Below are 25,452 nucleotides of genomic sequence, written 5' to 3' on the forward strand. Positions count from 1 at the left end.
TGGGGGATGACGGGCCTTACAGGCCGAGGTCGCGGCCGATGAGTTCCTTCATGATTTCGTTCGATCCGGCCCAGATCTTGGTGACGCGGGCGTCCTGCCAGGCGCGGGCGACCCGGTACTCGTTCATGTAGCCGTAGCCGCCGTGCAGCTGGACGCAGGCGTCGAGAACCTCGTTCTGCACTTGGGCGGTCCACCACTTGGCCTTGGCCGCGTCCACCGCCGTCAGCCCGCCCTCGACATGGGCGGCGACGCACTGGTCCACGAACGCCCGGGTCACGTCGATCTGGGTGACCAGCTCGGCCAGGCGGAACTTGTTGTACTGGAACGAACCGACCGCTTGCCCGAAGGCGTGGCGCTCCTTCACGTATTCCAGCGTCTCGTCCAGGATCTGCGCGGCGTGCGCGACGTTGGTGACCGCGGCGCCGATCCGTTCCTGCGGGAGCCGCTCCATCATGTGGATGAAGCCACGGTCGACCTCACCGATCACGTTCGCGGCCGGGACCCGCACGTCGTGGAAGAACAGCTCCGCAGTGTCGGCCTCGTGCTGGCCGACCTTGTCGAGCTTGCGCCCGCGCTCGAAGCCGGGCGTCCCGGTCTCCACCGCGAAGAGCGTGATGCCCTTGGCGCCCTTCTCGGGATTGGTCCGGGCGGCGACGATCACCAGGTCCGCGCCGTAGCCGTTGGTGATGAACGTCTTGGAGCCGTTGAGGATCCAGTACTCGCCGTCGCGCACCGCGGTGGTCCGCAGCGCGGCGAGGTCGGAGCCGGCCGACGGCTCGGTCATGGCGATGGCGGCGACCAGCTCGCCGGCGCAGAAGCGGGGAAGCCAGCGCCGGCGCTGCTCCTCGGCGGCCAGTTCGACCAGGTAGGGCGCGACGACCTCGCAGTGGATGGTGAACGAGGACGCGAATGCGATCGACAGCTTCGCCAGTTCCTCTGCCAGCACCGCGGTGAACCGGTAGTCGCCCGCGTCGCTGCCGCCGTACTCCTCCGGCACCAGCAGCCCGAGCAGCCCCTGCCGTCCGGCGGTCTTCCACACGGCGCGGTCGATTGACCGCTCCTGGATGAACTCCTCGTGGCGCGGCCGGAGTTCACGCTCCACGAAGGCCCGGACAGAGGTTCGGAAAATGTCGTGGTCGACGTCGAAGACGGTACGGCGCACGGTAGCTCCTCAATCAATGAGCAGTCGCATAGTTACTATGCGACTGCTCATTTTTCATGGCGGAGTTCATCCCGTCAAGCCCCGGACCAGACGCCCTGCACGGTCCGAGGGCCCACAGGGCCGATGAACGTACGACGACAGAGGCGCTCGCCCCGACACCTTCGGAGACGAGCGCCTCGGGCACACGGGAACGTGCCCGGCGAGCCGGTCGCCGCGCGACGATGCGGCGACCGGCCCATGAGCGGACTCTCAGGACATGCTCACCGTGGCGACCGGTTCGACCACGGCTCCGGGGATGGCCGGCGCCGAGACCCCGATGACGCCGTCGAGCCCGGCCGGGTCGAAGCCCCGCAGAAACGAGTGACGGCCTGCCGTCACTCCACCACCACGCTGACGGTGTCGGCCACGCACACCGGCTTCTCGCCCCCCTCGCGCTCGACGGTGACCCTGGTGACGACCTGGTGGCCACCGCCACCAGGGGTCACCTCAAGGAGCTCGACGCCGGCGCGCACCCGCGAGTCGACCGGGACCGGCGACGGGAACCGGACCTTGTTCGCGCCGTAGTTCACGGTCATGCGCACACCCTGCACTTCGTACACCTCCCAGCTCAGCATCGGAACCAGGCTGAGCGTGAGGTAGCCGTGCGCAATGGTGGAGCCGAACGGGCCCTCGGCCGCCTTCGCCGTGTCGACGTGGATCCACTGGTGGTCGCCGGTGGCCTGGGCGAAGGTGTCGATCTGCTCCTGGGTGACCGTACGCCAGTCCGAGTAGCCGAGGTGTGTGCCCACCGCCTGCTCCAGCTCGGCGATGCCGTTGAACGTCCTCATGCCTTCGGCCCTTCCAAGACGATGCCGCGTGCGGCTTCCGTGACGACCGCGATGTTCGGTACGGGGGTGTCGGTCATGCCGGGGCTCCGTTCGGCGTGGGGCGCAGGCCCGGAACGAGGGCGGCGAGCGCCGCGCGGGTGGAGGAGGCGTCGACGTGCAGGTGTGCCCGCATCCCGACGGCTCGCGCGCCGAGCACATTGGGCTCGGCGTCGTCGAGGAAGAGCGCGCGCCGGGCGGCGACGCCGAGACGCTTGAGGGTCAGCTCGTATATCGGGGCCAGTGGCTTGCGCAGGCCGACCTCGCCGGAGATGACGACAGGGTCGAACAGCGCGTCGATCCGCCGGCGCGGGTACATGTCGCCCCAGCTGTTGGAGAGCAGGGCGACCCGGATGCCGAGGTCGCGCAGCTCCTCGACGAGCACGAACATCGCCGGGTCGGGACGCATCCCGGCGAAGAGCCGGGAGAGCACGCCGACCGGATCGACCGGTCGGCCGTCGATCGTGGTGAGTTCGGCGGCGAGGAGGGCGTCGAACTCCTCGACGTCCAGTTCGCCGGTCTCGAGGCGGTGGATCGGTGTGCCGGCGGGTGCGCTGCGGGACAGCCATGCCTTGAGGGTCCGGGAGAACGAATGCGGCTCTATGCCGTCGGCCTCGATCCAGGCCGCGATCGACTCCTTCACAGGCAGGGTGAGCACGCCGCCGTAGTCGAAGACGACGGCCTCGACCGGTGCGGTCGGCGGTGTACCGGTCATCACGGCCCCCCGGCTGCGGAGGTGTTCACTCGGCTGCTCCGACGAGTGTGACGCCCCCGTCGACGACGACGGTCTGGCCGGTGAGCCAGGCGGCGTCCTGTGAGAGCAGGAAGGCGACGACGCCGCTGATGTCCTCGGGTTCGCCGAGCCGCTTGAGCGGGTATCCGGCTGCGAGCGACTCCTCGCGGCCCTCGTACAGGGCGGTGGCGAATTTCGTCTTGACGACGGCCGGCGCGACGGCGTTGACGCGGATGTCCGGCCCCAGTTCGACGGCCAGCAGCTCGGTCATCGAGATCAGCATCGCCTTGCTGGCGCCGTACATGCCGATCATGGGAGCCGGCTGCACGCCGGAGACCGAGGAGACGTTGACGATCGAGCCGCCGTGCTCCTTCATCCACGCCTCGTGGACCCGCTGGGTCCAGGAGAGCGTGGCGAGGCAGTTGATCTCCACGATCTTGCGGGCGGCCGACAGGTCGAGTTCGATCATGGGGCCGTACACCGGGTTGATGCCGGTGTTGTTCACCAGCAGGTCCACGCTGCCGTACGCCGCGATCGCCTGGCGAATGGTGTCGGCCTGGTGCTCGCTGTCGTCGGCCTTGCCGGCGACACCCAGCGCGTGCGCGGGACCGCCCAGGGCGGCGACCGCCTCGTCGAGCGTGTCCTTGGTGCGGCCGGTGATGACGACCCGGGCGCCCTCGGCGACGAGTCGCTGAGCGATGGCGAGGCCGATGCCACGGCTGGCACCGGTGACGATCGCGGTCTTGTTCTCGAGACGCTTCATGTCCGTACTCCTTCTCGGCTCGGTCGCTTTCTCAGCTCAGTCGTTCGATGACCATGGCCATGCCCATGCCGCCACCGACGCACATGGACTCGACACCGAACTGCTTGTCGTGCCACTGAAGCGAGTTGATGAGGGTGGCGGTGATACGGGCGCCGGTCATGCCGAACGGATGGCCGACGGCGATGGCGCCGCCGTTGACGTTGAGCTTCTCCAGCGGGATGCCGAGTTGCTGGGCGGAGCCGAGCGACTGCACGGCGAACGCCTCGTTGATCTCGTACAGGTCGATGTCGTCCAGACCGAGGCCCGCGCTCTCCAGCGCCGCCGGGATCGCCTCGACCGGGCCGAGGCCCATGATCTCCGGTGAGAGCCCGGTGACGGCCGTCGAGACGATCCTGGCGAGCGGGGTGAGGCCCAGCTCCGCGGCGCGGGTGTCGCTCATGATCACCAGCGCGGCGGCACCGTCGTTGAGCGGACAGGCGTTGCCGGCGGTCACGGTGCCGTCGGGGCGGAAGACCGGCTTGAGCCCGCTGACACCCTCGAGCGTGGTGCCGGGACGTGGGCCGTCGTCGGCGGAGACGACGGTGCCGTCGTGGCGCGTGACCGGGGTGATCTCGCGGGCCCAGAAGCCCTCCTCGATGCGCTGGACGGCGAGGTTCTGGCTGCGGACGGCGAACTCGTCCTGCTCCTGACGCGACATGCCGATGACCTGCTGCACGTTCTCGGCGGTCTGGCCCATGGCGATGTAGACGTCCGGCAGCGCGTCGGCCTCGCGGGGGTCGGTCCACGCGGGCTCACCGCCCTCCGAGCGCTCGTGGGTGCGCCGGCCTGCGTTACCGAAGGCCGGGTTGAGCACGTCGTGGCCCGGGATGTGGTCGCTGGTGCCGTTGGCGAAGTGGCTGACCGACTCCACGCCGGCGGAGATGTAGGCGTGACCCTCGCCCGCCTTGATCGCGTGGAACGCCATCCGGGTGGTCTGCAGAGAGGACGAGCAGTACCGGGTGATCGTCGTGCCGGGGAGGTGGTCGTACCCCAACAGCACGGCGACGTTCCGGCCCATGTTCCAGCCCTGCTCGCCGCCGGGCAGACCACAGCCGAGCATCAGGTCGGTGATCTCGCTCGGGTCGAGCTCCGGCACCTTCGCCAGCGCCGCCCCGACCATCTGGACTGTCAACTCGTCGGCGCGCAGGTCCTTCAGGGACCCCTTGTTGGCGCGGCCGATCGGGGACCGGGCAACCGAGACGATCACTGCTTCGGGCATGTGCGCTCCCATTCCATGCTAAGCGGTCGCTTACCTCATATGGGCCCAGAGTGCACGAGCAACCGACACCCGTCAACTGGCAATTGGGGCGGAGCGGGATGACTTATCTCATGTCCCGCATCGGCTACGGGACATCGAGCCGGTGCAGGCGCACGCATCGGCGCAGGCCGAGAACGCTGAACTCGCCATACTCGGCGCACTCGCCGCACTCCGCGCCCTCGCGACACTCGCCACCGAGTTCCAGGACGAGGCGCCGCGTACGGCCGACTCGCCCTGCCCGGCCCTGCGTCCGTTCGGCGCGCCGCGGCGCCAGCGGGTCTCGACGGACGTGGTCGGCGGGCCACGATGCCCGCGATGAACAGGTCGGCGAACTCGGGGCTCACTTCGGCGGCCGAGACGGCACCCCGGAGCGCCGCCGGCCCTTCTCCTCGAAGAGCCGCGGGGCCGCGTCCAGCAACCGATCCGGGGCCGTGCGGCCATGGTCCGGGGCCGTGCGGCCATTGACGGTCGCCGCCGGTCAGCCCCTCCGACGCCCCCGCACCGCGGACAGAACCAATCCCCTACCGGCGTCGCTTCGGCGCGTATGTCTCGAGGTATGAGGTGATGAGGCGCCGCGCCTCGTCGATCGTGGCCTCGTCGCCGGTCCGCGATCGCTGGAACGCGACGCCGAAGATCCGGTCGGCGGCATCGTAGGCGACCTCCGCGGCGAGCAGGGGCGCGTCGGCGGCGATCAGCTTGCGACCGAGCAGATAGCGCCAGAGCCGCTCGGCCCGCGCCTTGCCCCATGCCTCCTTGACCTCCACGAGCATGGGGCTGCGCCCCGCGCCGTACCACAACTCCACCAGGCTCGGGCGCTCGCGGCAGTAGGCCAGCTGTGGGTCGATGAACGCGTCGATCACTTCGCGCAGGGTGCCGGCCTCAAGGCTGTCCGCCACCCGCGCGACGATTTCTTCGATGTCCTGGCTGTGGCGCTCCATGAGCGCCGCGTCCACCTGGTTGCGGTCGGCGAAGTAGTGGTAGACGGATGCGGTGGGAATGCCGGCCCGCTTGCCGATGGCACCGAGAGTGGAAGCCTCGTAGCTCTCCTCGGCGAGAATCTGCTCGGCAGCGGCAAGGATCGCCTGCACACGCTGCATGCCACGGCGCTGCACGGGCGCCGGGCGCGAAGCGGGCTTGGACGTCACCGAATTCTCGACCATGAATCGAGAATAACAGCCGGACCATACCTGTCCGTTGGCATATGCCCCGGCGGCGATCGCCACGCCGTCCAGCGTCGCGATCGCCGCCGCACCGGAGCAGGCGCGGCGTTTACCCCCGCCACCCACCGGGAATCACATTATTTAGGGGTAAAACGCCACATCTATCGAGGAGTGGCCATGATCATCCTTGGTGTGATCCTGCTGATCCTGGGTCTGATCACCGGCTTGGGCGTCCTGTGGACGATCGGGATCATCCTCTTGGTGATCGGGATCCTGCTGTGGGTCCTCGGGGCAGTGGGCCACGCGGTCGGCGGTCGCCGCCACTACTGGTAGGCCCGGCGGCGCGGCGGCACCACCACCCGCCCTTCGGGTCCTCGGCGGAGACCACGCCCACCGCGCACACATCCCGTTCGCCAGGCGAACCCACGCCAGAGACACCCCGGATGCGCGGCCGGTCCCACCTCGACGCACATGGCGAACCGGAGAAGACGAGTGCGGCATCGGCGACGGTTACCCTGGATTTCCGAGGGGTCGCCGCGCAACGCCTCGTCTGCGGCCCCCCGGGGGGACGTCGCGCACAGAGGTGGTGACGACCATGGCGGACGACGAAGAATTCTACCGCCGGGACCGGCCCGACGACGCAAAACTGCCCGAGGACAGGCCGCGCGGGGGCACCGAGTGGCAGCGGCCGCGACAGCTGCCACTGCTGCTCGTCATCCTGCTGATCCTGGCGATCATCGTGGTGATCGCCTTTGGGATCATGCTGTTCCCCTGACCGGCGCACAGGATCACCGCCGGCCGGGGCCGGAGTCGGCAACATGCCGGCGGGCCGTCCCCGGCCGGCGGTGAACGGCAGCATGGCCGGTGACCGCGCGCCCACGCCCGTACTTGCACGTCGGCGACGAAGCGGGCCGCCCGGTCGTCGGCGACGATCCGGACCGGGGTGACCACCACCGCGACGGTGAAGGGGCCACGGAAGCCGAGGCGGTGGTAGCGGCCGCTCAACAGCGCCCAGGCGTAGACGCCTGCCGCGAGGAAGCCCGCGACCATGAATACCGCGAGGATCATATGGGCGGTCCGGGACGGGGTCGCCGGGTTGAACATGGCCGCCCGGGGGTCGACCGAGACGGTCCACCCGCCGACTTGGCCGTAGCACCGGTGGGTGCCTGCATCGCCACCGGTGCCGAACCCGCATCGGCGAGCCCCAGCGGTCCGGCCTGACCGAATCCCCACCGGCTACCGGGAAGCGAGCCTCCGCCGGCCGCGAGCCCCCGGGCCCACACCGCCTTGCCTCGAGCGACGCGGACTCCGGTCGGCGACAGGCATGCTCGGCGCGTCAGCACCTGCCCGCCGGGAACAGCGATCACACTGTACGCGAATATCCGGCATATAAGAGCAAATAGGGCAGAGGGTGTGAGGTGATGGCGGTCTCGGAGCCGGGAGCGTCGACGCGAGGGCCCGGTGAGCGCGTGGCGGACTGGGCGGACGGGCGACTGCCGTTATACGAGGCGGCCCGGACCGCGCTTCGGAAGGCGTTTCCCGACCACTGGTCGTTCCTCCTCGGTGAGCTGGCGCTCTACAGTTTCGCCGTTCTGATCCTGACCGGTGTGTTCCTGACGTTCTTCTTCGATCCGTCGATGGCGCAGACGGTGTACATGGGCAGCTACCGGCCTCTTCAGGGCACGCCGGTGTCCCAGGCGTACGCCACCACCATCGAGCTGAGCTTCGACGTGCGAGGCGGCCTGCTGGTGCGGCAGATCCACCACTGGGCCGCGCTCGTCTTCGTCGCCTCGATCGCGGTCCATCTGCTGAGGGTCTTCCTCACCGGAGCGTTCCGCAGGCCGCGTGAGGTGAACTGGGCCGTCGGGGTGACGATGTTCCTGCTGGCCATGGTGGAGGGATTCGCCGGCTACTCGCTCCCCGACGACCTGCTGTCGGGCACCGGTCTGCGGACCGCGCAGGGGATCATGCTGTCCGTGCCCGTGGTCGGCACGTATCTCTCGTTCTTCGTCTTCGGTGGCGAGTTCCCGGGCGAGGACATCCTGCCCCGCCTGTACGCGATGCACATCCTGCTCGTTCCGGGGCTGCTGCTGGCGCTGGTAACGGTGCATCTGGCGCTCATCGTCCATCTCAAGCACACCCAGTGGGCGGGGCGGGGAAAGACCGGACGGAACGCTGTGGGACCGCCCGCCTTCCCTCACTATCTGGCGAAGTCCGGCGGGCTGTTCTTCCTGGTCTTCGGTGTTCTCGCGGTCATGGGGGCCGTCGGTCAGATCAATCCGGTGTGGACGTACGGCCCCTATCGGGCCGACCAGGTGTCCACGGGCTCTCAGCCGGACTGGTACGTCGGGTTCCTGGAGGGCGCGCTCCGGCTGATGCCGGGGGTGGAGACCCGGCTGTGGGGCCACACACTGTCCTGGAATCCGCTGATTCCCGGGGTGGTGCTGCCAGGTCTGTTCTTCCTCGTGCTGTACGCGTACCCCTTCGCCGAACGCTGGGTCACCCCGGGGCGGGGCGAGCGGCATCTGTGCGACCGGCCGCGCGACCGGCCGGTCCGTACGGGCCTGTGCGCTGCGGGTGTGATGGCGTACGCCGTCCTGCTCCTCGCGGGTGCGCAGGATGTCATCAGCTTCATTCTCGACCTGCCGCTGCACGCCCTTACCTGGGCGCTCCGAGTATGCCTGGTGGTGCTGCCGCTGGTGGCGTTCTGGTTGACTCGTCGGCTCTGTCTGGGCCTCCAGGAGAGGGAGGGACGGCGGCTGGCGGACGGTGAGGAGACCGGCGAGGTCCAGCAGTGGGTCGAGGGCGGCTTCACCCCCAGGCGCCGTCCCCTCCAGGCCGAACGCCGCCATACCGCTCTCGTCCGGGAACTGCCCTCGCCCCTGGAGCTTCCCCCGCTGCCGGGTGAGAGCACGCGTCAGGGCCGGACCCGCAGGCTCCGGGTCCGGCTGAGCGCCTGGTACTACGCCGACCGTGCGGGCGAGACAGCCGACGCGGAGCAGCGCGAGCGAATTCTCTCCGGCCCGTCCCGTGGGAGTGAGCGCGACTGAGGAGCGGGCCGGCTCAGTCGGAGTCGTCCCGTCCGCCGAAGACGAAGGCGAAGACCCCGGGGACCAGGAAGCCGAACCCGACGAGGAAGATCCACAGCAGCCCCTCGGCCACGCCGAGGCCGAGAAGGACGGCCCCGGCCGCCGTGAGCACCGGGGCGTAGCTGTCGGGCCTGGGGAAGAAGAACTGGCGGTCCCCCGTCTCGTGGATCCGGGCGTCGGAACGGTCCTCGGGCCGCCGGGGCGTGCGACTGGACTGCCACCAGAGGAACGCGGAGATCAGCCCGGACATGATGAAGGACACGACCAGCGCGGACAGGCCGGCCGGCTCATGGGCGAAGACGCCGTAGATGGTTGCGACGACCACGAAGAAGAGCGCCGTACCGGTGAAGAGCCACGCCTCCGCCTTCACGGCTGCTCCTTTCCGAGGGCTGGATCGTCCTCCGCGCGGTCGGCGGGCGCCGGAGCGGGTTCCCCGGCCGTCTCCGGGTGGTTCAGATCGAAGGCGGGGGAATCGGAACGGACCCGTGGCAAGGCGTGGAAGTTGTGCCGGGGCGGAGGGGAACTCGTGGCCCACTCCAGGGAACGTCCCCAGCCCCAGGGGTCGTCGAGGCCGACGCGCGCGCCGTGGTGACGGGTGTGCCAGACGTTGTAGAGGAAGACGAGGGTGGACGCTCCGAGGACGAAGGAGCCGATGGACGAGATCGTGTTCAGCGTGGTGAAGCCGTCCGCCACCAGGTAGTCGGCGTAGCGGCGGGGCATGCCCTCCTCGCCCAGCCAGTGCTGGACCAGAAAGGTGGTCTGGAAGCCGGCGAAGAGCGTCCAGAAGTGAATCTTGCCCAGTCGTTCGTCGAGCAGTCTGCCCGTGAGCTTGGGCCACCAGAAGTAGAAGCCGCCGAAGGTGGCGAAGGCGATGGTGCCGAAGAGTACGTAGTGGAGATGGGCGACGACGAAGTAGCTGTCGGTCAGATGGAAGTCGAGGGGCGGCGACGCGACGAGGACGCCGGTCAGTCCGCCCAGGAGGAAGGTCACCAGGAAGCCGACGGACCACAGCATCGGCGTCTCGAAGGACAGGGAGCCCTTCCACATGGTGCCGATCCAGTTGAAGAACTTCACCCCGGTCGGCACGGCGATCAGGAAGGACATCAGCGAGAAGAAGGGCAGCAGGACCGCGCCCGTGGCGAACATGTGGTGGGCCCAGACCACGGCGGACAGACCGGTGATGGCCATGGTCGCGCCGACCAGGCCGAGATAGCCGAAGACGGGCTTGCGGCTGAACACCGGAATGATCTCGGAGATCACCCCGAAGAACGGGAGGGCCACGATGTAGACCTCCGGGTGTCCGAAGAACCAGAAGAGATGCTGCCACAGCAGTGCTCCACCGGACGCCGCGTCGAAGACACGGGCACCGAACCGGCGGTCGGCCTCCAGGACCAGCAGAGCGGCCGTGAGGACGGGGAAGGCGAGGAGCGCGAGGATCGAGGTGAAGAGAACGTTCCAGGTGAAGATCGGCATCCGGAACATGGTCATGCCGGGGCAGCGCAGGCAGATGATGGTGGTGATGAAGTTGACCGAGCCGAGGATCGTGCTGAGACCGGCGACCGCCAGCCCCATGACCCACATGTCGGCGCCGACACCGGGGGTGAACACGGCGCTGTTCAGGGGGGCGTAGCCGAACCAGCCGAACGACGCCGCTCCTTTGGAGGTGAGGAACCCGGCGACCACCAGGAGACCGCCGAAGAGATAGACCCAGTAGGTGAAGGCGTTGAGCCGGGGGAAAGCCACGTCCGGGGCACCGATCTGCAAGGGCATGATCGCGTTGGCGAAGCCGGTGAAGGTCGGAGTGGCGAAAAGAAGCAACATCACGGTGCCGTGAATGGTGAAGAGCTGGTTGTACTGGTCCTCGGAGACGATCTGAAGTCCCGGCCGGGCCAGCTCCGCACGCATCACCATCGCGAGGAGCCCGGCGAAGACGAAGAAGGCGAAGGACGTCGCCAGATACATCCGGCCGATCGTCTTGTGATCGGTCGTCGACACCAGGTCGAGCAGACGCACGCCCTGCGCGACCCGCTTTCGGCCGACGCCTTCGTTCAGGCGGGCGGCCGACGGACGCCGACGTACCTCCGTCATCCGTCCTCCCGGTCATCGCCCCCGGCCTGCCGAGGACACCTTGGCACCTCATTCCCACCCGTCACCCCAACGACGTGCCGCGGCGCACCATCGTCACCCGCGTGCCGATCGGTCACGGGCCGGGGTACCCCAGCGCACAGCGCCGTCGGCGTCGTCGCCCACCGCGCCGGTTGTCCGGTGCCCGTCCGTTCCCGCGTTCCCCTCCGGCCTCCGTCCCGTCCGGGGGCACCGCTCCCGTTTCCCCGGTCGCGGGGGCGCGGACGGTCTCGGGTGAGGCGGTATCCAGCGGCACGGCGGCGGGGCGCACCATCCCCAACTGCGCGGCCTGGCCGGGCAGCACCGCTTCCGGCAGCCGGTCCGCTGCGACCCGGACCCGGTTGGTGTCCCGGTCCGGTTCAGATGTTCCTGTCGTCGTCGGGTCCGGTGTCGGGGTGGGGCGGGGTGTGGTGTCGGTGGTCGCGGGGTGTTGTGCCGTAGGCACGGTGGAACAGGCGGCCTGCGTGTGCGGCGCTGGTGAATCCGTTCCGGGTGGCGAGTTCGCTGATCGTGTGCGAGTGCAGATGGGGGTCGGTGAGGTCGCGGCGGAGGCGTTCGAGGCGCTGGGTGCGGATGGTTGAGGCGACGGTGGGGCCGCGGCCGCGGAAGAGGCGGTGGAGGTGGCTGGTGGAGATGTGGTGGACGGCGGCGATGGCGGTGGGGGTCAGGGCGGGGTTGTGGAGGTTTCGGCGGATGAAGTCGTGGATCTCGGCCAGCAGTGCGTGGGGACGGGCTTCGGGTGGTGCGGCGTTGTGGCCGGCGGTGTGGCGGTCGAGCAGGGTGGTGAGGAGTTCGGTGGTGGCGTCGGCCAGGGCGGGTACGTCGGAGGGCCGGAACTGGCGGGCGTGGGTGACGAGGTCGGTGAGCCAGTGTGCGGTGACGGCGCCGATGCCGCTGTCGAGGGGAATGGCGGCACCGGTCAGGGCCTTCAAGGTTGTGCGTGGGAGGGACAGGAGTCGGTGGGGGATGAAGACGACCAGGGAGCAGGGTGCGCCGGGGGCGGCGGTGATGGTGCCCTGGGAGGGGAGGGAGGTGTCGACGATGACGAGCTGCCCTGGTTTCATGGGGATTTCGGCGTGGTTCTGGGTGAAGGCACCGGTGCCCTGAAGCAGGAGGTGGAGCTGGAGGTTGTCGGTGTCGGTGCGGCGGATGTGCCACGGGGTGCGGTCGATCTCCAGGTGTGGGAAGGACAAGGAGGTCACGTGGAAGGCTCCGAGGTCCAGGATCCGCATGCGGGCCCGGAAGTCGTCCGCCTGGTCGCTGCGGAGGGCGTTGGGGACCTGCCAGCTGGCGGTGGTCTCCGCGAAGCAGTCGAACCGGTCGGGCGGGCTCACGCTCTCCGTGCTGAACTCCGTCACCAGCATCACCGTCACCTCCGCAGCGACCCTTCCCCGATGTCGGCCGGCACCGTGACTCCGATGCCCGCCCGTACGACCGGACCCCAGGATGACGGCTCCGGCCCTGACGATCCACGCACACCAGTCGCCAGCGCTTGACCATCCACGCACGACGGGCCCGCGCACGCGGGAAGCGAGAGGCGGGTGCGGATCATCCAGGACACCCCCGTCCCCGTGAGGCACGCTCAGGGCACTGCGGACCGGTGGGGGCGCTGCGCCGATGTCACGGTCGAGGGCGGCGCGTATCCGGTGCGTGCGCGCGGTGGCACGCCGTGCTCGGTGTCGTGGCGGGTGCTGTGCGTTTGACATGTGTCGGGCGGATGTCAGGGTGGTCAGGGGGCGACCGATTGGGAGGCCCGGCATGACATGCGGTACGGCATGGCACTACTCAGCGCGGCAGATGCCGCTCAGGCTCACCGCCGGCGCGTTCTTCCTCCACTCCGGGCTGTCGAAACGCGGCGCGGACCAGGCCACCGCCGAGGGCCTGCAGCAGTTCGCCGCCGCCACCTACCCGTTCCTGGCCGGACTCGACGCTCAGCGTTTCGCCCGGCTGCTCTCCAAGGGAGAGATCGCCATCGCCACCGCGTTGCTCCTGCCGGTGGTCCCCGCCGCCGTCGCCGGAGCCCTGCTGACCGCGTTCGCCGCCGGCACGCTCGGGCTGTATCTGCGTACGCCGGGCATGCGCCAAGAAGGCAGCCTCCGCCCTACCGAGCAGGGCCTCCCGCTGGCCAAGGACGCCTGGCTGCTGGGCATCGGCGTCTCCCTCGTCATCGAGGGCGTCACCGAGCACCGGTGACCCGCGTCCACCGCCCGGCTTCGTGCGCCTCCGTGCGCCACGGTGACTCGGCCGGTCGTCCCGGCCTCCGAGGGAGACCACGGCCCCGCGTCACACGGTGTGCGTCACCGGCAGCCGGGCGTGTGGTCCCGGCGTCCGGTACCGACCGGGCGGAATGCACCAGGGAGCTTCCATGGTCATGACCAGATGGTTCTTCGAGCCCGGCCACACGAGCACGGAGTTCTGCGCCCGCCACATGATGGTCACCTACGTGCGCGGGCAGTTCAAGAACATGCACGGCTCGCTGGAGGTCGATCCCGACGAGCCGGAGAAGGCCCGTGTCGAGGCGACGGTCGACGCGGCCCGGGTGTACACCGGCGAACCCCACCGGGACGCCCACCTGCGCAGTACCGATTTCTTCGATGTCGAGCACCACCCGACGTGGACGTTCACCGGGTCACGCGTCCGCCAGGCGAGTGCGACCGAGTTCGAGGTCACCGGAGATCTCACAGTACGCGGAGTGACACGTCCCGTAACCTTCGCCGTCACCTATCTGGGCCAGTGGGACACCCCCTGGTGGGAGGACGGCCAGAACCTCGGCCCCAGGCGGCGCGCCGGCTTCATCGCCAGGACGCGCCTCAACCGCCAGGACTTCGGGGTGAGTTGGAACGACGTGGTCGACCGGGGCGGAGTGGTGGTCAGTGACATGGTCGACGTCGTGGTCGATGTCGAGGCCGTGCAGGACATCGGTACGGCAGACGCTTCATCACCTCGGGGGTGAATGCCCGGCGGCTCGCTGACAGGCGCGGCCGATGGCGGGGGGACCGAGGTGGCCGCCCCGGCTCGGCCCGACCGGCGCTCGCGCTGACCGTGCCCAGGGGCCATACCGCCCAGGGGCCACACCGGGCCCGAACAGCGCCCGGCCGTGAGCGCCGCTTTTCGCGCAGTGCCGTGTCCGGATGGCCGTGCGGATGCCTGCGAAAAGTCCCTCTCCGGCCGAACGCGTGGATATTCCCGCTCGAACTGTTCCGAGGGTCGGTAATAAGCCCTAGGACCAATGTCCCGGCTGCTTCGGATACGTCCGCGAACCTCGGCTGATAATCTCGGCAACGAGTTCACCGGCGCCACGCCCCGGCTCTTCGGAGGGAATTCCAGAAGGCGATTGCCACTTGAGAATTCATCGCAAAGCCGTAATCCGTCCGGTGAGCGTCAGCACGATCATTCGCCGGTCAGGGAAGGACGATTCTCATGCCCCATGCCAAGTATTCCGAGGGTTCCGTGCACTACGAGGTCGAGGGCAGCGGTCCCGGCCTCGCGCTTGTGCACGGGGTCGGCGGCAGCGCCGAAGGAGCCTTCGGAACCGTGGTCAAGTCCTTCGCCGAGGACCGTACCGTCATCCGGCCCAACCTCAGCGGCAGTGGTGAGACCACCGACGGCGGCGGGCCGCTGACGCTCGACCGGCTCGCCGAGCAGGTCGTCGGCGCCATCGACGACGCCGTCGGCGGCCCCGTGGACCTGGTCGGTTTCTCGCTCGGCGGTGCTGTGGCCGCGACGGTGGCGGCCAACCGCCCCGATCTCGTCAACAAGCTCGTGCTGGTCGGCTCCTGGGCGCATCAGGATCCGCGCCACCGGTTCTACTTCGAGACCTGGGCCAAGCTGCTGGCCACAGACGTCGACCTGTTCAGGAGGTTCACCACCCTGACCGGCTTCAGCCCGGTCGCGGTCAACAGCTGGGGCCACGAGGGTCTGGCGGCTTCGCTCGCCAACCACGCATGGCCCGAACCCGGTGTCTCCCGGCAGATCGAAGTGGCTCTCGGGAGCGATGTCCGAGCCCTCCTGCCGAAGATAACCGCTCCGACCGCCGTCATCGGATTCACCCAGGACGAGATGGTCCCCATCGAGGGTTCCCGTCACCTGCACTCCGGTATTCCGGGCAGCACCCTCACCGAAATCGAGGGGCAGGGTCACATGGACTGGATCGGAAACCCCGACGATTTCGTCGGACTGGTCCGGGACTTCCTGGCGTCGCCGGAATCCCGCTGAACGCACAGGCGGAGTCGGTGAGTACGGCGGCCCGTGATCGGGACCGGGGCGCGGCCCTGTCCCGGGCGCGGCTCCCGCGGATCACCGCCCTGGTGAAACCCTGATGGCCGGGGCGGGTCGCAAGACCCGCCCCGGCCATCGCGTACCCGGGCGTGGACATCGGCTGTACGAGCCGCGGTCTCCGCGGACATCCGGTCCCCGCCGACCGGGCCGTGGCGGCGACCGCCCGGCGGACGCCCCGTGCGCCGCCGTCAGCCGCGCGGAGTTCAAGGCGGCTCAGCTGGTGGCGGCGGACATTGAGGAATCCGAAGGCCACCGCCGATGACCGCATGGTCCGAGGCGGCAGCCGCTGGACAGTGTGCGCTCGTTCGACTGCGAGGTAGGCGAGTCCGAGCAAGGACGCGGCGATGGAGGCGGCGACCGCGACGATCCGGTGGCCGTGCCCGGGGGCAGGGGGGATCAGCCGATCGGGATGCGGTCGACGAGTTCCCGTACGGCGATCATGTCGAGGTAGGCGTGGCTGCGTACGACGCGGTCGGCCCGTAGCTGCCAGACCCAGCAGTACTCGTTGTGGTACGGGAGACCGTCGGTCGCTGTCGCATCGCCCTGGAAGCGGATGATCACGGTGTCGCCGTCACTGCGCACGTCCTGGATCGTCTTCATGAGCGTTGACGCCAGACGGTCCCTGACCGGTGCCGCGCCCTGCGCGAGGAATTCGGTCTTGGACGTGTAGGTGCGGCCGTTGGCGATCGTCCACTCGACGTCGTCGTGGAGGATGTCGAAGACGTCGCCGCCGGCGTTGTGCCGCTCGAAGGCCCGGATGACCGCCGCCCTGTTACGGCGTTCGCGCGCAGGCCGCCCGGGCGCCGCCTCCCTGTCCGTGCCCGGTCCCGCCGACGCGGACGCCGTCCCGGCCAGCATGGTCAGCCCGCCGGTGATCCCTGCTGTCACGAGCATGCGCCGACTCTGCCTCAAAGTGCCGTCCCTCACTGTCGTTCCTCCTTGATTCGCCGGTGGGCGTCGCCGTCCTCGCGGGCAAAGACGCAGCCCCCGTGGTGCGGCATGTCTGTGTCGAAGGTCCCGGCCGCGCCGAGACCGGTGCCGCCGGGGTGCGCGGACCGCGGTCCGCGGACTCGGCAGGAACCCGTGCAGGCGTCTACTCGCCCTGGGAAGTTTTTTCCAAGGAGCGTCGCCCGCCCGGAGGACGGCTCTGGCGGGGTCTGGTGCGTGCCACCGCAACGCGGAGGAGGAAGCCACTACGGAGCATGCGCTTCCGCCGCTGACACGGCGAGTTGCCTCCCGGCGCGACGACACGCCGCCGCCCTCCCGGGGGCGTACCGGTCCCAGGCGCCCTCACCTGCACAGGCCCGCTTCGCAGGCGCTTTCCTGGTGTCCAGGTCGTCATGCCACTCACGCTAAGTTCCCCGGAGACCGCGAGCCAGGTCCCCGTGCTCCCAGGAACGACGCGGTCCTCTTCAGTGCGCCACCCGCACCAAGGGTGAGACAGATGCCCCACACCACCACCCCGGCCCCCAATGCCGGGGCCGGTGCCAGGGCTTGCGGGCGATCATCGTCCGCCGCCGCTGACAAATGCCGCCATGCACGCCCTCAGCCCGGCGGCCGAGATACCGCAACACCCCAACGTGCCCGCCGCCGCAGGGCTCGCCGCGCTGCGCCCACCAGCCGGAGGCTGCCGGCGGCGGTCTTCTCCGCCGCGAGTGCGGCGAGTTCTTCCAGCAGTTCGCCCCCCCTCGTTCTTACTCGTCGAGTTGTGTGAATGAACGGTCGGATCCTTGTCCGGAGAACGCGCGCCCCTCATGTTCCCGTAGGCGGGCCGTACCGGATTGGTAGGCGAAGGCGACGAGCTGGGCACGGTCGCGTGCGTTCATCTTCGTTTTGACACGCTGGACGTGCGTGCGGACTGTCAGCGGGCTGAGGAAGAGTTCATCGGCGATCTCTGCATTAGATTTCCCCGCTGCGACCAGCCTGAAGATCTCGCGCTCCCGGGGGGTGAGGCCGGCGATGCCTTCGGACTCGGGTATGTCGGCGGCGGGGTGCGGGGCGGACAGGAAGCGAGTGATCAACGAGCGGGTGGCGGCCGGGGACAGGAGTGCGTCGCCCGCGGCGACGGTGCGGACCGCGTCGAGGAGTTCTTCGGCGGTGGCGTCCTTGCCGAGGAATCCGCTCGCGCCCAGGCGCAGGGCTTGGGCGACGTGTTCGTCGGTCTGAAAGGTGGTGAGGACGAGTACCCGGGTGGCGCGCAGGTCGCGGTGGTCGCAGATGGCCGCGGTCGCGGCCAGGCCGTCGGTGCCGGGCATGCGGATGTCCATGAGGACGACATCCGGGCGGTGGACGCGGGCGAGGGCAAGGGCTTGCTGCCCGTCGGCGGCTTCGTCGACGACTTCGAGGTCGTCGCAGGAGTCGATCAGTACGCGGAAGGTCGCCCGCAGCAGGGCCTGGTCGTCGGCGATCAGAACGCGAATCGTCATCGGGGCTCCAAGGGGTCATGGCTGGATGGGAAGTTCCGCCACGACGGCGAATCCGCCGTCGGGGCGGTGGCCGGCGGTGAGGCGGCCCCCCGCGGACCGGGCGCGTTCGCGCATGCCGATGAGACCGAATCCGCCGCTGGGCGCGTGCGGAGGCGGGGCCGGGTTTCCGGCGTCGCTGACGGTGAGCGTGAGCAGGTCACGGCTGTAGGTGAGGTGTACGTGCGCGGTGTCCACCGCGGTGTGTTTGGCGACGTTGGTCAGAGCCTCCTGCAGGATGCGGTAGGCGGTCAGGTCGGTGCCGGCCGACAGTGGGCGGCATTCCCCCTCGGCGGTGACGGTGACACGCAGGTCCGCGGAGGCGAAGGCGGAGACGAGGTCGGGCAACAGGGCGAGGCCGGGGGCCGGTTCGAGGGGTTCCTCGGTCTCGTCGGGCTGACGCAGCAGGCCGACGGTGGCTTGCAGTTCGCGCAGGGCCGCCGTCGTGGTACCGATCAGGTCGGTCAGAATGCTCCCGGCCTGTTGCGGGCGAGTGCTCCACAAGTGTGCGGCGGTGCCGGCCTGGGCGTTGGCGAGGGCCATGTGGTGGGCGACGACGTCGTGCAGTTCCCGGGCGATGCGGACGCGTTCTTCGATGACACGGCGGCGGGCTTCTTCCTCCCGGGTGCGCTCGGCGTGCTCGGCGCGTGCGTGTACGGCGTCCAGATACGCGCGGCGCGCCCGTACCGCCGAGCCGTACACGACGGGCAGCAGGACCCAGAAGACGAGGCTCACCGCCTGGTCCGCCCAGGGCTCGCCGTCCTGGCCCGCGCGCAGGGCTACGGGCAGGAGCACGAGGACGGCGAAGAGGCAGTGGGCTCGGATGCTCCGCCGCGAGGCGCGCAGGGCGAGTTCGTACAGCGCGACGACGACCGGGAGCAGGAGCAGTGGGCCGAACATGCCGCCCAGGCCGCCGACGACGGCGGTGACGACGGTGGTCATGACCACTGCCGAACCCGCGTGGCGGTGACGGGCCGACAGGCAGGCACAGGTGAGCGCCGCGATGGCGAACCCGGGCCACCAGACGGCATCGGTGCCGGCCCGGCGGTACTGGTTGCCGATGGCCGCGTACAGCAGCAGCAGGAAGGCCGCCTCGACGAGGCGGGGGTGCTGGTCGGCGAGCCGGCGCCAACGGGCGACCATGCGTTCCTCCGAGCGAGATCGACTGAGGGTGGCTCCGCACGGCGCTACAGGGGGCGCGGACGGAAGCAGGGGCAGGGCGGGAAGGGCCGCTCGTGTCCGGCACGAGCGGCCCCTGGGTGTCCGGAGATCAGACGGATCGGACAGTCTCCGATGCCGGTTGATCACTCGGGTCGGACGGCTGGGCGGCCCGCCGGGTGAGTGCTTCGCCTTCCACGTCCACGCGCGGCAGCAGCTTCTCCAGTCGCCGCGGGAGCCACCAAGCCCGCTTGCCGAGCAGCGCGAGGACGGCGGGCACGAAGGCCATGCGGACGACGAAGGCATCGAAGAAGACGGCGCTGGCCAGGCCGAAGCCGACCATCTTGACGATGGACTCGCCGCCCGTCATGAAGGCGCCGAACACGGCCATCATGATCAGCGCCGCCGCTCCCACGACCTTGGCGCTGTGCCGGAACCCGGTGACGACGGCCTGGCCCGGCCCCTCTCCGTGGATGTGGGCCTCGCGGATCCGGGAGACGAGGAAGACCTGGTAGTCCATGGCGAGGCCGAAGATGATGCCCACGAGGAAGATCGGCATGGTGCTCATGATCGGGCCGGTTTCGTCGACGCCGAACAGGCCCGCTCCGTGCCCCTGCTGGAAGACCAGGACGATCGAGCCCAGGGCCGCGGCCACGGACAGCAGGAAGCCGAGTGCGGCCTTGAGCGGCACCAGGATCGACCGGAAGACGAGTACGAGGAGGAGGAACGCGAGACCGACGATCACCCCGAGGTAGGGGATGAGAGCGTCCTGCATCTTCCGGCCGAGGTCGATGTTCAGCGCGGTGGTGCCGGTGACCTTGAAGTCGGCGCCCGTGGCGGACGCGATCGCGTGCCGCTCGTCGCGGATCGTGCGGACCAGGTCCTGGGTCTGCCGGCTGGTGGGCGCGGTGGACGGGACGGCGAACAGCACCGCGGTGTCCTTCGCCTCGTCGAACCGGGCCGGAGAGACGGAGACGACTCCGTCGGTGCCGGACAGCTTGTCGGAGACGGCCCGCACGGCGGCCTCGGGGTCGTCGGCCCCCTTGGCGTCGACGACCACGGTCAGCGGGCCGTTGAACCCCGGGCCGAAGCCATCGGCGAGCGCGTCGTAGGCCCGGCGCTCCGTGGTGGCGGTGGACTTGGCCCCGTCTCCGGGCATCCCCATCCGCAGGTCCAGGGACGGGACGGCGAGCGCGCCCAGACCGACCACCGTCAGAAGCAGTACCGGCACGGGCCTGCGCACCACGAACCGTGCCCAGCGAACACCCATGGGCGTCTTGCCGCCGCTCTCGCCCACCGCTTCGCCCTCCGCTCCCCCGGCGTGGCCCCTGCCCTCGCCCCCGCCGGTCGGACCGCGGCCCTTGCGGGTACGGCGGGAGAGCACGGCGTCGGGCCAGAAGCCGAGCAGGGCCGGTACGGCGGTCAGCGCGATCAGTACGCCGACGAAGACCGTGCCGGCGGAGCCCAGGCCCATCTTGGTGAGCATCGGCACCCCGATGACCGAGAGGCCGAGCAGGGCGATGACGACGGTGAGTCCGGCGAACACGACGGCGCTTCCCGCCGTGCCCACGGCCAGGGCGGCGGCCTCGTGCGCAGGGTGGCCCTTGGCCCGCTCCTCACGGTAGCGGCAGACCACGAACAGGGAGTAGTCGATACCGACGGCGAGACCGAGCATCATGGCCAGTTCGCCGACGGTGGAGGAGAACCCGAAGGCGCTGCTCAGGGCGGTGATGGTGGCCAGACTGACGGTGACGCCCAGGACGGCGGTGATCAGCGGCAGTCCCGCGGTGGCCAGCGACCCGAAGGTGATCACCAGGACCACGGCGGCGACGAAGACGCCGAGTACCTCGCCCAGGCCCTCCGCCGCCTCCGTCTCCAGCGCGGAACCGCCGACCTCCACGGTCAGGCCGGCGTCCCGCGCCTTCTCGATGGCTTTCGTCAGTGCCGCCTTGCCGGCGTCCTCGAGGTCATCGGACGCGACCTTGAAGGTGACGGTGGCGTACGCCGTGGAGCCGTCCTCGCTCACGGCGTCGCTCTCGAAGGGGCTGGTCGCCTCTGCTACTTGGGGCCCCTTGGCCGCCGTGGTGACGAGTTCGTCGATGGCCGCGCGGTTGGGAGCGGCGGTGACCTGCTGCCCGCTCTGGGCGACGAACACGATGCGGGCCTCCGCACCGTCCGCCTCGGCGCCCGGGAACCGCTCGTTGAGCAGGTCGAACGCTTCCTGGGACTCGATGCCGGGCAGGGAGGACGATTCGTCCGGCGCTTCGGGTGCGTTGGCAGCGGCGAGGAAGACAGCGGCCAGTACCGCTACCCACACCAGGAGGACGGTGCGACGCCTCCGGAAGGCCCAACGGCCCACCCGGTGCAAGAAAGTCGCCATGAAAAGACATCTCCGTATCTGGGAATCGGGAACGCTCCTCACCCTCGCGGGCCGGCCGGGGCCGTGTCGTCGGCCCTGGTGAGACTCCCGTGTACTGAAAAGCAAGTAGAGACGGTGCGGCGTCTCATCCCCGGCGCGTAGCCCGGCCGCGGCGCGGGGCAGGGTGCCTCGGCCCACGGCGGTGCGGTCGGAGCACGGCGCGCGGGCCTGTTCAGTCGTTGTGTGCGTCGGTGTGCCGTGGGAGCAGGATGCGGAAGGTGGCGCCCTGCCCGGGGGCGGTGTGGAGTTCCACCCGGCCGTGGTGGGCGGTGACCAGGGAGTGGACGATGGACAGGCCGAGGCCGGCGCCGCCGGTCTGGGTCCGGCCGCGGGCGGTGTCGGCGCGGTAGAAGCGGTCGAAGGCGCGGGCGGCCTGTTCGGCTGTCATCCCAGGGCCCTGGTCGCTCAGTTCGAGGATCGCCTGCCCGTCGTGTGTGCCGACGCCGATCCGTACCGGGCCGGCCGGCGGGGTGTGGGCGATGGCGTTGCCGACCAGGTTCGACATGACCTGGCGCAGCCTCGCCTCGTCCCCCAGGACGGGTGCGCCGCCCGGTGGACCGCCGCCGGGGCCGGTCAGGGTGACGGCCCGCTCGGGATCGAGGGCCTTGAGGTCGTGCAGCGCGTCGGCGGCCAGGGTGCGCAGGTCCATGGGGGTCACACGCAACGGCAGCCGGGCCCGCGCGGTGGGTTCCTCGTCCAGGCGGGCGAGCAGCAGCAGATCCTCGACGATGCGCACCAGGCGGGCTGCTTCGCGCTCGATGCGGTTCATCGCGGTGTCGACATCCGTACGCTCGGGCATGCCGCCCATGCCGTACAGCTCCGTGAAGCCCTTGATCCCGAACAAGGGTGTGCGCAGTTCGTGGCTGGCGTCCGCGATGAAGGCGCGCATACGGTCATGGGTGGCAGCCCGCGCCGCGTCACCGGCTTCGATCCGGTCCAGCATGCCGTTGAGGGCGGTGGCCAGGCGTCCCAGTTCGGTACGGGTGGAGGCCGACTCGGGAACCCGGCTGGACAGGTCGCCGCCGGCGATGGCGGCAGCGGTCGTCTCGATACGGCGCAGCGGACGCAGACCGGCACGCACGGCGAACCAGCCCATACCTCCCAGCAGGACGAGGACCAAGGAGTCGATCACCAGCATCCGCAGCCCCAGATGCCGGATCGTGGTGTTGACGGATTCCAGCGAACCGGCCACGACGACGCTTTCCGAGGAACCCGGGGAAGAGAAGGACGTGTCCGTCTCCTGCCGCGGGGAGGGCTCCACCGGCACGGCGATCACCCGCCACTCGCTGCCGCCGCCTTGGGCCGGGGCCTGGAAGGGGCCGGTGCCGCGGGCCTCGACGGCCGCTGTGTCCAAGGACGGGAGGTGAGGTGCACGGCCCACGGCCGGGCGCAGGGTCTGCCGCAGTCGGCCGTCGGCGCCGAATCGGGCCACGTAGACGTCCCCGGTCAGCTCACGCTCCACCGCATCGCGTACGTGGGGCGCGCTCGCGTCGGATTCCTCGGTGAGGTCGGGCAGCCGCGCCGCCGCTGCCGCGGCGGTGCGCAGCCGCTCGTCCAGCTGGTCCACCAACTGCCGTTGCAGGAGGGCGACCAGCAGGGCGTTGCCGACGAGCAGGGCGGCCACGACCAGCAGCAGGCAGATGGCCACCAGACGTCCGCGCAGCGACAGTCGTGCGGCCGTGCTACGCAGGGACCAGATGCTCACGTCGGGGGCCTGCGCAGGACGTAACCGGTGCCGCGCACGGTGTGGATCAGCTTGGCCTGTCCGGTGTCGATCTTTCGGCGGAGGTAGCTGATGTAGGAGGCCACGATGGAGTCGTCGCCTCCGAAATCGTAATGCCAGACCTGCTCCAGCAGCTGTTCTCTGGACAGGACCTGTCCGGCGTTCTCCATCAGCACGCGCAACAGATTGAACTCCGTCGGGGACAGGGGCACCGGAACTCCGCCTCGGGTGGCCTGGTGGCCGGCGACGTTCAGCTCCAGGTCGCCCACTGTGAGGCGGTCGTCGGGCTGACGGCCGTTGGTGCGGCGCAGCACCGCCTGGATCCGGAGGATCAGCTCCTCCAGGTTGAACGGTTTGGTGACGTAGTCGTCGCCGCCCATCCGCAGCCCGCTGATCCGGTCCTCAGCCGCATCCCGTGCGGTGAGAAAGAGGATCGGCGGATGCCCGTCGCCCGCGCTCGGCTGCTCGCGCAGGCGGCGGGCGACCTCGAAGCCGTCGGTGTCGGGCAGCATCACGTCCAGCACGATCAGGTCCGGGTGCTCGTCGCGTACCGCGTCCAGCGCCTGGGCGCCGGTCTCGGCCAACACCACGTGGAAGCCGGCCAGCCGCAGGCTCGCTGACAGCAGCTCGCGCAACGTCGGCTCATCCTCCACGAGGAGCAGGCGTTGTTTCGTCGTCATGGCATCTGCCCCCCGACCGGTGATCGTCCGCATGTCCAGTGTCCCTGTCGTGTCAGGCATCGCGCTTGCGGAACACGACGAACGCCGCCACCGGCAGCGCGGCCACACACCCGGCCATGACGCCGAGCCCGGCCCAGGGGCCGAGCAGCTCCGGATCACGGACGGCAGTGCTGTTCCGCCCGCCGGCGATGGGCGGCCAGAACTTCGACACCCGGTCGCCGAACCCTCCGGGCAGCGCCGGCGCGAACGCCTGGACCCCGCCGTAGCGCTTGGTCAGTCCACGTACTTCGATCATCGAGTCTCCACAGCCGATGGGAGGCAGCAGTGCCCGGGATGGCCAAGGGCACCGCTCCACTGTCGTATGCGAACGTGGGAACAGATGGGTGGACATGAGCGCCGCATGGGAGAGTCAGGCGTGCAACCTGCACCGATCAGGTAGGTAGCGGCCTTTGAGGCGGGAACTCACAGGAAACTCACACATAGGCCCGCTACGGCGGGACGTGTGAGACTGGAGCAGCCCGTGAGGCGCCTCGAAGATCCCGGACAGGCCCCATAGGCGTACGCCGGCCGTCACCGCCTTGACAGCGGAGTCAAGGGCGGACCTCCAGCCGTCGTGTGGCCCTGGCCATCGGCGCGGCCTTGCTTACCCCTGCTTCGCCCCGCCCGGCCTCCGGCTCCCGGCTGGAGGTGCCCCGACGGGTTTTCGATCCGCCACCGCCTCGCACTATGAGTGTCCGCACAGGCATACAGACATTCCCTTCGCGGACCACCTCGAACAGCACGGCGGCACCACCCGCCGGCACCCGTGCCCGCCAGCCTCGTTCCGGGACTCGGCCGGTGCCTGGAAGCAAGATCCTCCGCGACTGCCGCCAGCGCGGCAACGGCCTCCACCACACCGTCCAAGCCGTCGCCCACGCACATCACCCGGGCTCGGGGCTGCGGGCGGGCGTGGCCCGGCACAACTCCATACCGGACCGGGAGCGGGGGCTCGGGCCGGGAACTCTGCGCTGCGTGGACCGCCTCCCCGGCCGGCCCGTGTTTCCTTTGCTTCCCACTCCCGTGTGATCTTGCCTGCCGGTTCCCCGCGCCGTGCCCGAGGTGACTTGACGGGGATCCGGCCCCGGGCGTTCCATGTGACCACGGTGTGTCACACCGTGCCCCGCCTCCTCGTCTTCCCGCATCGGCCGCTCCTCCCGCGGCCCCGATCCCTCTTCAGCGGCTCCACGCCGTGCAGCCGGCGGCAAGAGCCCCGTTCCTCTTCTCCGGCCCGGCTTCCGGGCGCCGTTCGAGGTTCGACGGGACCCCGGACGGCCGTGCCGATGGAAACTCCCCCGCCCGTACGTCCGTTGTGCCTTCCGAGCTTCCGCCACCCCCCTTCCGGCTCCGCGGCTCACCCGCTCGTGGGGAACCCGCGTACCGTCCGCGCCACACCGGCAGATGCCGACCCCGGCTGCCGGCGGCCGGACACCCCTCGACGACGTCCACCTCCGTCGGCCCGCGTGCGACGAACTCACAGACGGGTCACGGCAATCCCGGTTCCC

Annotated in this window: 24 protein-coding genes and 1 pseudogene; 7 read left to right on the top strand and 18 right to left on the bottom strand. The window is 69.9% G+C overall.

The window, feature by feature from the left end:
• Positions 1 to 16 precede the first annotated feature (16 nt).
• From ACWEFL_RS04740 to ACWEFL_RS04765, 6 genes are all read right to left on the bottom strand, one after another.
• Positions 17 to 1,162, bottom strand: coding sequence for an acyl-CoA dehydrogenase family protein (locus tag ACWEFL_RS04740; protein ID WP_451707428.1), 1,146 nt, complete (start codon positions 1,160 to 1,162; stop codon positions 17 to 19).
• Positions 1,163 to 1,411: 249 nt separating this feature from the next.
• Positions 1,412 to 1,540 carry a hypothetical protein gene (locus tag ACWEFL_RS04745; protein ID WP_451707429.1) on the bottom strand — a complete coding sequence of 43 codons (129 nt, stop codon included), beginning with the start codon at positions 1,538 to 1,540 and terminating at the stop codon, positions 1,412 to 1,414.
• Positions 1,537 to 1,989 carry a MaoC family dehydratase gene (locus tag ACWEFL_RS04750; protein ID WP_451707432.1) on the bottom strand — a complete coding sequence of 151 codons (453 nt, stop codon included), beginning with the start codon at positions 1,987 to 1,989 and terminating at the stop codon, positions 1,537 to 1,539. The genes ACWEFL_RS04745 and ACWEFL_RS04750 overlap by 4 nt, the downstream gene beginning before the upstream one ends.
• A 73-nt stretch (positions 1,990 to 2,062) precedes the next feature.
• A complete protein-coding gene (locus ACWEFL_RS04755; RefSeq protein ID WP_451707434.1) occupies positions 2,063 to 2,740 on the bottom strand; it encodes an HAD family hydrolase in 678 nt (225 codons plus the stop codon).
• Positions 2,741 to 2,765: 25 nt separating this feature from the next.
• On the bottom strand, positions 2,766 to 3,521 hold the full coding sequence (locus ACWEFL_RS04760; protein ID WP_451707437.1) for an SDR family oxidoreductase: 756 nt from the start codon (positions 3,519 to 3,521) through the stop codon (positions 2,766 to 2,768).
• A 31-nt stretch (positions 3,522 to 3,552) separates the two neighbouring features.
• On the bottom strand, positions 3,553 to 4,779 hold the full coding sequence (locus ACWEFL_RS04765) for an acetyl-CoA C-acetyltransferase (RefSeq protein WP_451707440.1): 1,227 nt from the start codon (positions 4,777 to 4,779) through the stop codon (positions 3,553 to 3,555).
• A 142-nt stretch (positions 4,780 to 4,921) separates the two neighbouring features.
• On the opposite strand from ACWEFL_RS04765, the gene ACWEFL_RS04770 reads away from it, so the two are divergent.
• On the top strand, positions 4,922 to 5,137 hold the full coding sequence (locus ACWEFL_RS04770) for a hypothetical protein (RefSeq protein WP_451707443.1): 216 nt from the start codon (positions 4,922 to 4,924) through the stop codon (positions 5,135 to 5,137).
• A 202-nt stretch (positions 5,138 to 5,339) separates the two neighbouring features.
• Here the strand turns inward: ACWEFL_RS04770 and ACWEFL_RS04775 are convergent, their stop codons facing one another.
• A complete protein-coding gene (locus ACWEFL_RS04775; RefSeq protein WP_451707445.1) occupies positions 5,340 to 5,978 on the bottom strand; it encodes a TetR/AcrR family transcriptional regulator in 639 nt (212 codons plus the stop codon).
• Positions 5,979 to 6,155: 177 nt separating this feature from the next.
• On the opposite strand from ACWEFL_RS04775, the gene ACWEFL_RS04780 reads away from it, so the two are divergent.
• Positions 6,156 to 6,311 carry a DUF6131 family protein gene (locus tag ACWEFL_RS04780; protein ID WP_451707448.1) on the top strand — a complete coding sequence of 52 codons (156 nt, stop codon included), beginning with the start codon at positions 6,156 to 6,158 and terminating at the stop codon, positions 6,309 to 6,311.
• A gap of 262 nt (positions 6,312 to 6,573) precedes the next feature.
• On the top strand, positions 6,574 to 6,753 hold the full coding sequence (locus ACWEFL_RS04785; protein WP_451708123.1) for a hypothetical protein: 180 nt from the start codon (positions 6,574 to 6,576) through the stop codon (positions 6,751 to 6,753).
• Positions 6,754 to 6,878: 125 nt separating this feature from the next.
• Here the strand turns inward: ACWEFL_RS04785 and ACWEFL_RS04790 are convergent.
• Positions 6,879 to 7,211 (bottom strand): annotated as a pseudogene (locus ACWEFL_RS04790) (cytochrome ubiquinol oxidase subunit I); the annotation flags it as partial.
• A gap of 188 nt (positions 7,212 to 7,399) precedes the next feature.
• On the opposite strand from ACWEFL_RS04790, the gene qcrB reads away from it, so the two are divergent.
• Positions 7,400 to 9,028 (top strand): cytochrome bc1 complex cytochrome b subunit, encoded by a 1,629-nt coding sequence (gene qcrB / locus ACWEFL_RS04795; RefSeq protein ID WP_451707451.1) that lies wholly within the window; start codon positions 7,400 to 7,402, stop codon positions 9,026 to 9,028.
• 13 nt (positions 9,029 to 9,041) lie between these two features.
• Here the strand turns inward: qcrB and ctaF are convergent, their stop codons facing one another.
• The 3 genes from ctaF to ACWEFL_RS04810 all read right to left on the bottom strand — a co-directional run bounded on the left by ctaF (position 9,042) and on the right by ACWEFL_RS04810 (position 12,555).
• Positions 9,042 to 9,437 (bottom strand): aa3-type cytochrome oxidase subunit IV, encoded by a 396-nt coding sequence (ctaF, locus tag ACWEFL_RS04800; protein ID WP_451707454.1) that lies wholly within the window; start codon positions 9,435 to 9,437, stop codon positions 9,042 to 9,044.
• Positions 9,434 to 11,155, bottom strand: a complete 1,722-nt coding sequence (gene ctaD / locus ACWEFL_RS04805; protein ID WP_451707455.1) for an aa3-type cytochrome oxidase subunit I — start codon at positions 11,153 to 11,155, stop codon at positions 9,434 to 9,436. The genes ctaF and ctaD overlap by 4 nt, the downstream gene beginning before the upstream one ends.
• A 395-nt stretch (positions 11,156 to 11,550) precedes the next feature.
• Positions 11,551 to 12,555 (bottom strand): AraC-like ligand-binding domain-containing protein, encoded by a 1,005-nt coding sequence (locus ACWEFL_RS04810; protein WP_451707457.1) that lies wholly within the window; start codon positions 12,553 to 12,555, stop codon positions 11,551 to 11,553.
• A 394-nt stretch (positions 12,556 to 12,949) separates the two neighbouring features.
• Between ACWEFL_RS04810 and ACWEFL_RS04815 the strand changes: the two genes are divergently transcribed.
• The 3 genes from ACWEFL_RS04815 (at position 12,950) to ACWEFL_RS04825 (ending at position 15,406) form a co-directional block, all read left to right on the top strand.
• A complete protein-coding gene (locus ACWEFL_RS04815; RefSeq protein ID WP_451707460.1) occupies positions 12,950 to 13,384 on the top strand; it encodes a hypothetical protein in 435 nt (144 codons plus the stop codon).
• Between the two features lie 172 nt (positions 13,385 to 13,556).
• Positions 13,557 to 14,144, top strand: coding sequence for a YceI family protein (locus ACWEFL_RS04820; protein ID WP_451707462.1), 588 nt, complete (start codon positions 13,557 to 13,559; stop codon positions 14,142 to 14,144).
• Between the two features lie 467 nt (positions 14,145 to 14,611).
• Positions 14,612 to 15,406, top strand: a complete 795-nt coding sequence (locus ACWEFL_RS04825) for an alpha/beta fold hydrolase (RefSeq protein ID WP_451707465.1) — start codon at positions 14,612 to 14,614, stop codon at positions 15,404 to 15,406.
• Positions 15,407 to 15,865: 459 nt separating this feature from the next.
• Here the strand turns inward: ACWEFL_RS04825 and ACWEFL_RS04830 are convergent, their stop codons facing one another.
• The 7 genes from ACWEFL_RS04830 to ACWEFL_RS04860 form a co-directional block, all read right to left on the bottom strand.
• Positions 15,866 to 16,363 carry a nuclear transport factor 2 family protein gene (locus tag ACWEFL_RS04830; RefSeq protein ID WP_451707467.1) on the bottom strand — a complete coding sequence of 166 codons (498 nt, stop codon included), beginning with the start codon at positions 16,361 to 16,363 and terminating at the stop codon, positions 15,866 to 15,868.
• A gap of 800 nt (positions 16,364 to 17,163) precedes the next feature.
• Complete coding sequence (locus ACWEFL_RS04835) at positions 17,164 to 17,895, bottom strand: response regulator (RefSeq protein WP_451707469.1); 732 nt, start codon at positions 17,893 to 17,895, stop codon at positions 17,164 to 17,166.
• 15 nt (positions 17,896 to 17,910) lie between these two features.
• On the bottom strand, positions 17,911 to 19,074 hold the full coding sequence (locus tag ACWEFL_RS04840) for a sensor histidine kinase (protein ID WP_451707472.1): 1,164 nt from the start codon (positions 19,072 to 19,074) through the stop codon (positions 17,911 to 17,913).
• 127 nt (positions 19,075 to 19,201) lie between these two features.
• Positions 19,202 to 21,469, bottom strand: a complete 2,268-nt coding sequence (locus ACWEFL_RS04845; RefSeq protein ID WP_451707475.1) for an MMPL family transporter — start codon at positions 21,467 to 21,469, stop codon at positions 19,202 to 19,204.
• A gap of 211 nt (positions 21,470 to 21,680) precedes the next feature.
• Complete coding sequence (locus ACWEFL_RS04850) at positions 21,681 to 23,213, bottom strand: sensor histidine kinase (protein WP_451707478.1); 1,533 nt, start codon at positions 23,211 to 23,213, stop codon at positions 21,681 to 21,683.
• The gene (locus tag ACWEFL_RS04855; protein WP_451707481.1) at positions 23,210 to 23,911 is read right to left on the bottom strand and encodes a response regulator transcription factor; all 702 of its coding nucleotides are present in this window, start codon (positions 23,909 to 23,911) and stop codon (positions 23,210 to 23,212) included. The genes ACWEFL_RS04850 and ACWEFL_RS04855 overlap by 4 nt, the downstream gene beginning before the upstream one ends.
• 52 nt (positions 23,912 to 23,963) lie before the next feature.
• Positions 23,964 to 24,206 carry a hypothetical protein gene (locus tag ACWEFL_RS04860; protein WP_451707483.1) on the bottom strand — a complete coding sequence of 81 codons (243 nt, stop codon included), beginning with the start codon at positions 24,204 to 24,206 and terminating at the stop codon, positions 23,964 to 23,966.
• Positions 24,207 to 25,452: the final 1,246 nt, after the last annotated feature.

It is taken from the genome of Streptomyces sp. NPDC004838 (assembly GCF_053600955.1).

What these genes read in the sequence shown, in the direction of transcription:
- ACWEFL_RS04755 (WP_451707434.1), bottom strand. Translation starts at nt 2,740, where the DNA reads ATGACCGGTACACCGCCGACCGCACCGGTCGAGGCCGTCGTCTTCGAC.
- ACWEFL_RS04825 (WP_451707465.1), top strand. Translation starts at nt 14,612, where the DNA reads ATGCCCCATGCCAAGTATTCCGAGGGTTCCGTGCACTACGAGGTCGAG.
- ACWEFL_RS04775 (WP_451707445.1), bottom strand. Translation starts at nt 5,978, where the DNA reads ATGGTCGAGAATTCGGTGACGTCCAAGCCCGCTTCGCGCCCGGCGCCC.
- ACWEFL_RS04820 (WP_451707462.1), top strand. Translation starts at nt 13,557, where the DNA reads ATGGTCATGACCAGATGGTTCTTCGAGCCCGGCCACACGAGCACGGAG.
- ACWEFL_RS04845 (WP_451707475.1), bottom strand. Translation starts at nt 21,469, where the DNA reads ATGGCGACTTTCTTGCACCGGGTGGGCCGTTGGGCCTTCCGGAGGCGT.
- ACWEFL_RS04835 (WP_451707469.1), bottom strand. Translation starts at nt 17,895, where the DNA reads ATGACGATTCGCGTTCTGATCGCCGACGACCAGGCCCTGCTGCGGGCG.
- ctaD (WP_451707455.1), bottom strand. Translation starts at nt 11,155, where the DNA reads ATGACGGAGGTACGTCGGCGTCCGTCGGCCGCCCGCCTGAACGAAGGC.
- qcrB (WP_451707451.1), top strand. Translation starts at nt 7,400, where the DNA reads ATGGCGGTCTCGGAGCCGGGAGCGTCGACGCGAGGGCCCGGTGAGCGC.
- ACWEFL_RS04855 (WP_451707481.1), bottom strand. Translation starts at nt 23,911, where the DNA reads ATGACGACGAAACAACGCCTGCTCCTCGTGGAGGATGAGCCGACGTTG.
- ACWEFL_RS04810 (WP_451707457.1), bottom strand. Translation starts at nt 12,555, where the DNA reads ATGCTGGTGACGGAGTTCAGCACGGAGAGCGTGAGCCCGCCCGACCGG.
- ACWEFL_RS04830 (WP_451707467.1), bottom strand. Translation starts at nt 16,363, where the DNA reads ATGCTCGTGACAGCAGGGATCACCGGCGGGCTGACCATGCTGGCCGGG.
- ACWEFL_RS04760 (WP_451707437.1), bottom strand. Translation starts at nt 3,521, where the DNA reads ATGAAGCGTCTCGAGAACAAGACCGCGATCGTCACCGGTGCCAGCCGT.
- ACWEFL_RS04840 (WP_451707472.1), bottom strand. Translation starts at nt 19,074, where the DNA reads ATGGTCGCCCGTTGGCGCCGGCTCGCCGACCAGCACCCCCGCCTCGTC.
- ACWEFL_RS04750 (WP_451707432.1), bottom strand. Translation starts at nt 1,989, where the DNA reads ATGAGGACGTTCAACGGCATCGCCGAGCTGGAGCAGGCGGTGGGCACA.
- ACWEFL_RS04785 (WP_451708123.1), top strand. Translation starts at nt 6,574, where the DNA reads ATGGCGGACGACGAAGAATTCTACCGCCGGGACCGGCCCGACGACGCA.
- ACWEFL_RS04860 (WP_451707483.1), bottom strand. Translation starts at nt 24,206, where the DNA reads ATGATCGAAGTACGTGGACTGACCAAGCGCTACGGCGGGGTCCAGGCG.
- ACWEFL_RS04765 (WP_451707440.1), bottom strand. Translation starts at nt 4,779, where the DNA reads ATGCCCGAAGCAGTGATCGTCTCGGTTGCCCGGTCCCCGATCGGCCGC.
- ACWEFL_RS04815 (WP_451707460.1), top strand. Translation starts at nt 12,950, where the DNA reads ATGACATGCGGTACGGCATGGCACTACTCAGCGCGGCAGATGCCGCTC.
- ACWEFL_RS04780 (WP_451707448.1), top strand. Translation starts at nt 6,156, where the DNA reads ATGATCATCCTTGGTGTGATCCTGCTGATCCTGGGTCTGATCACCGGC.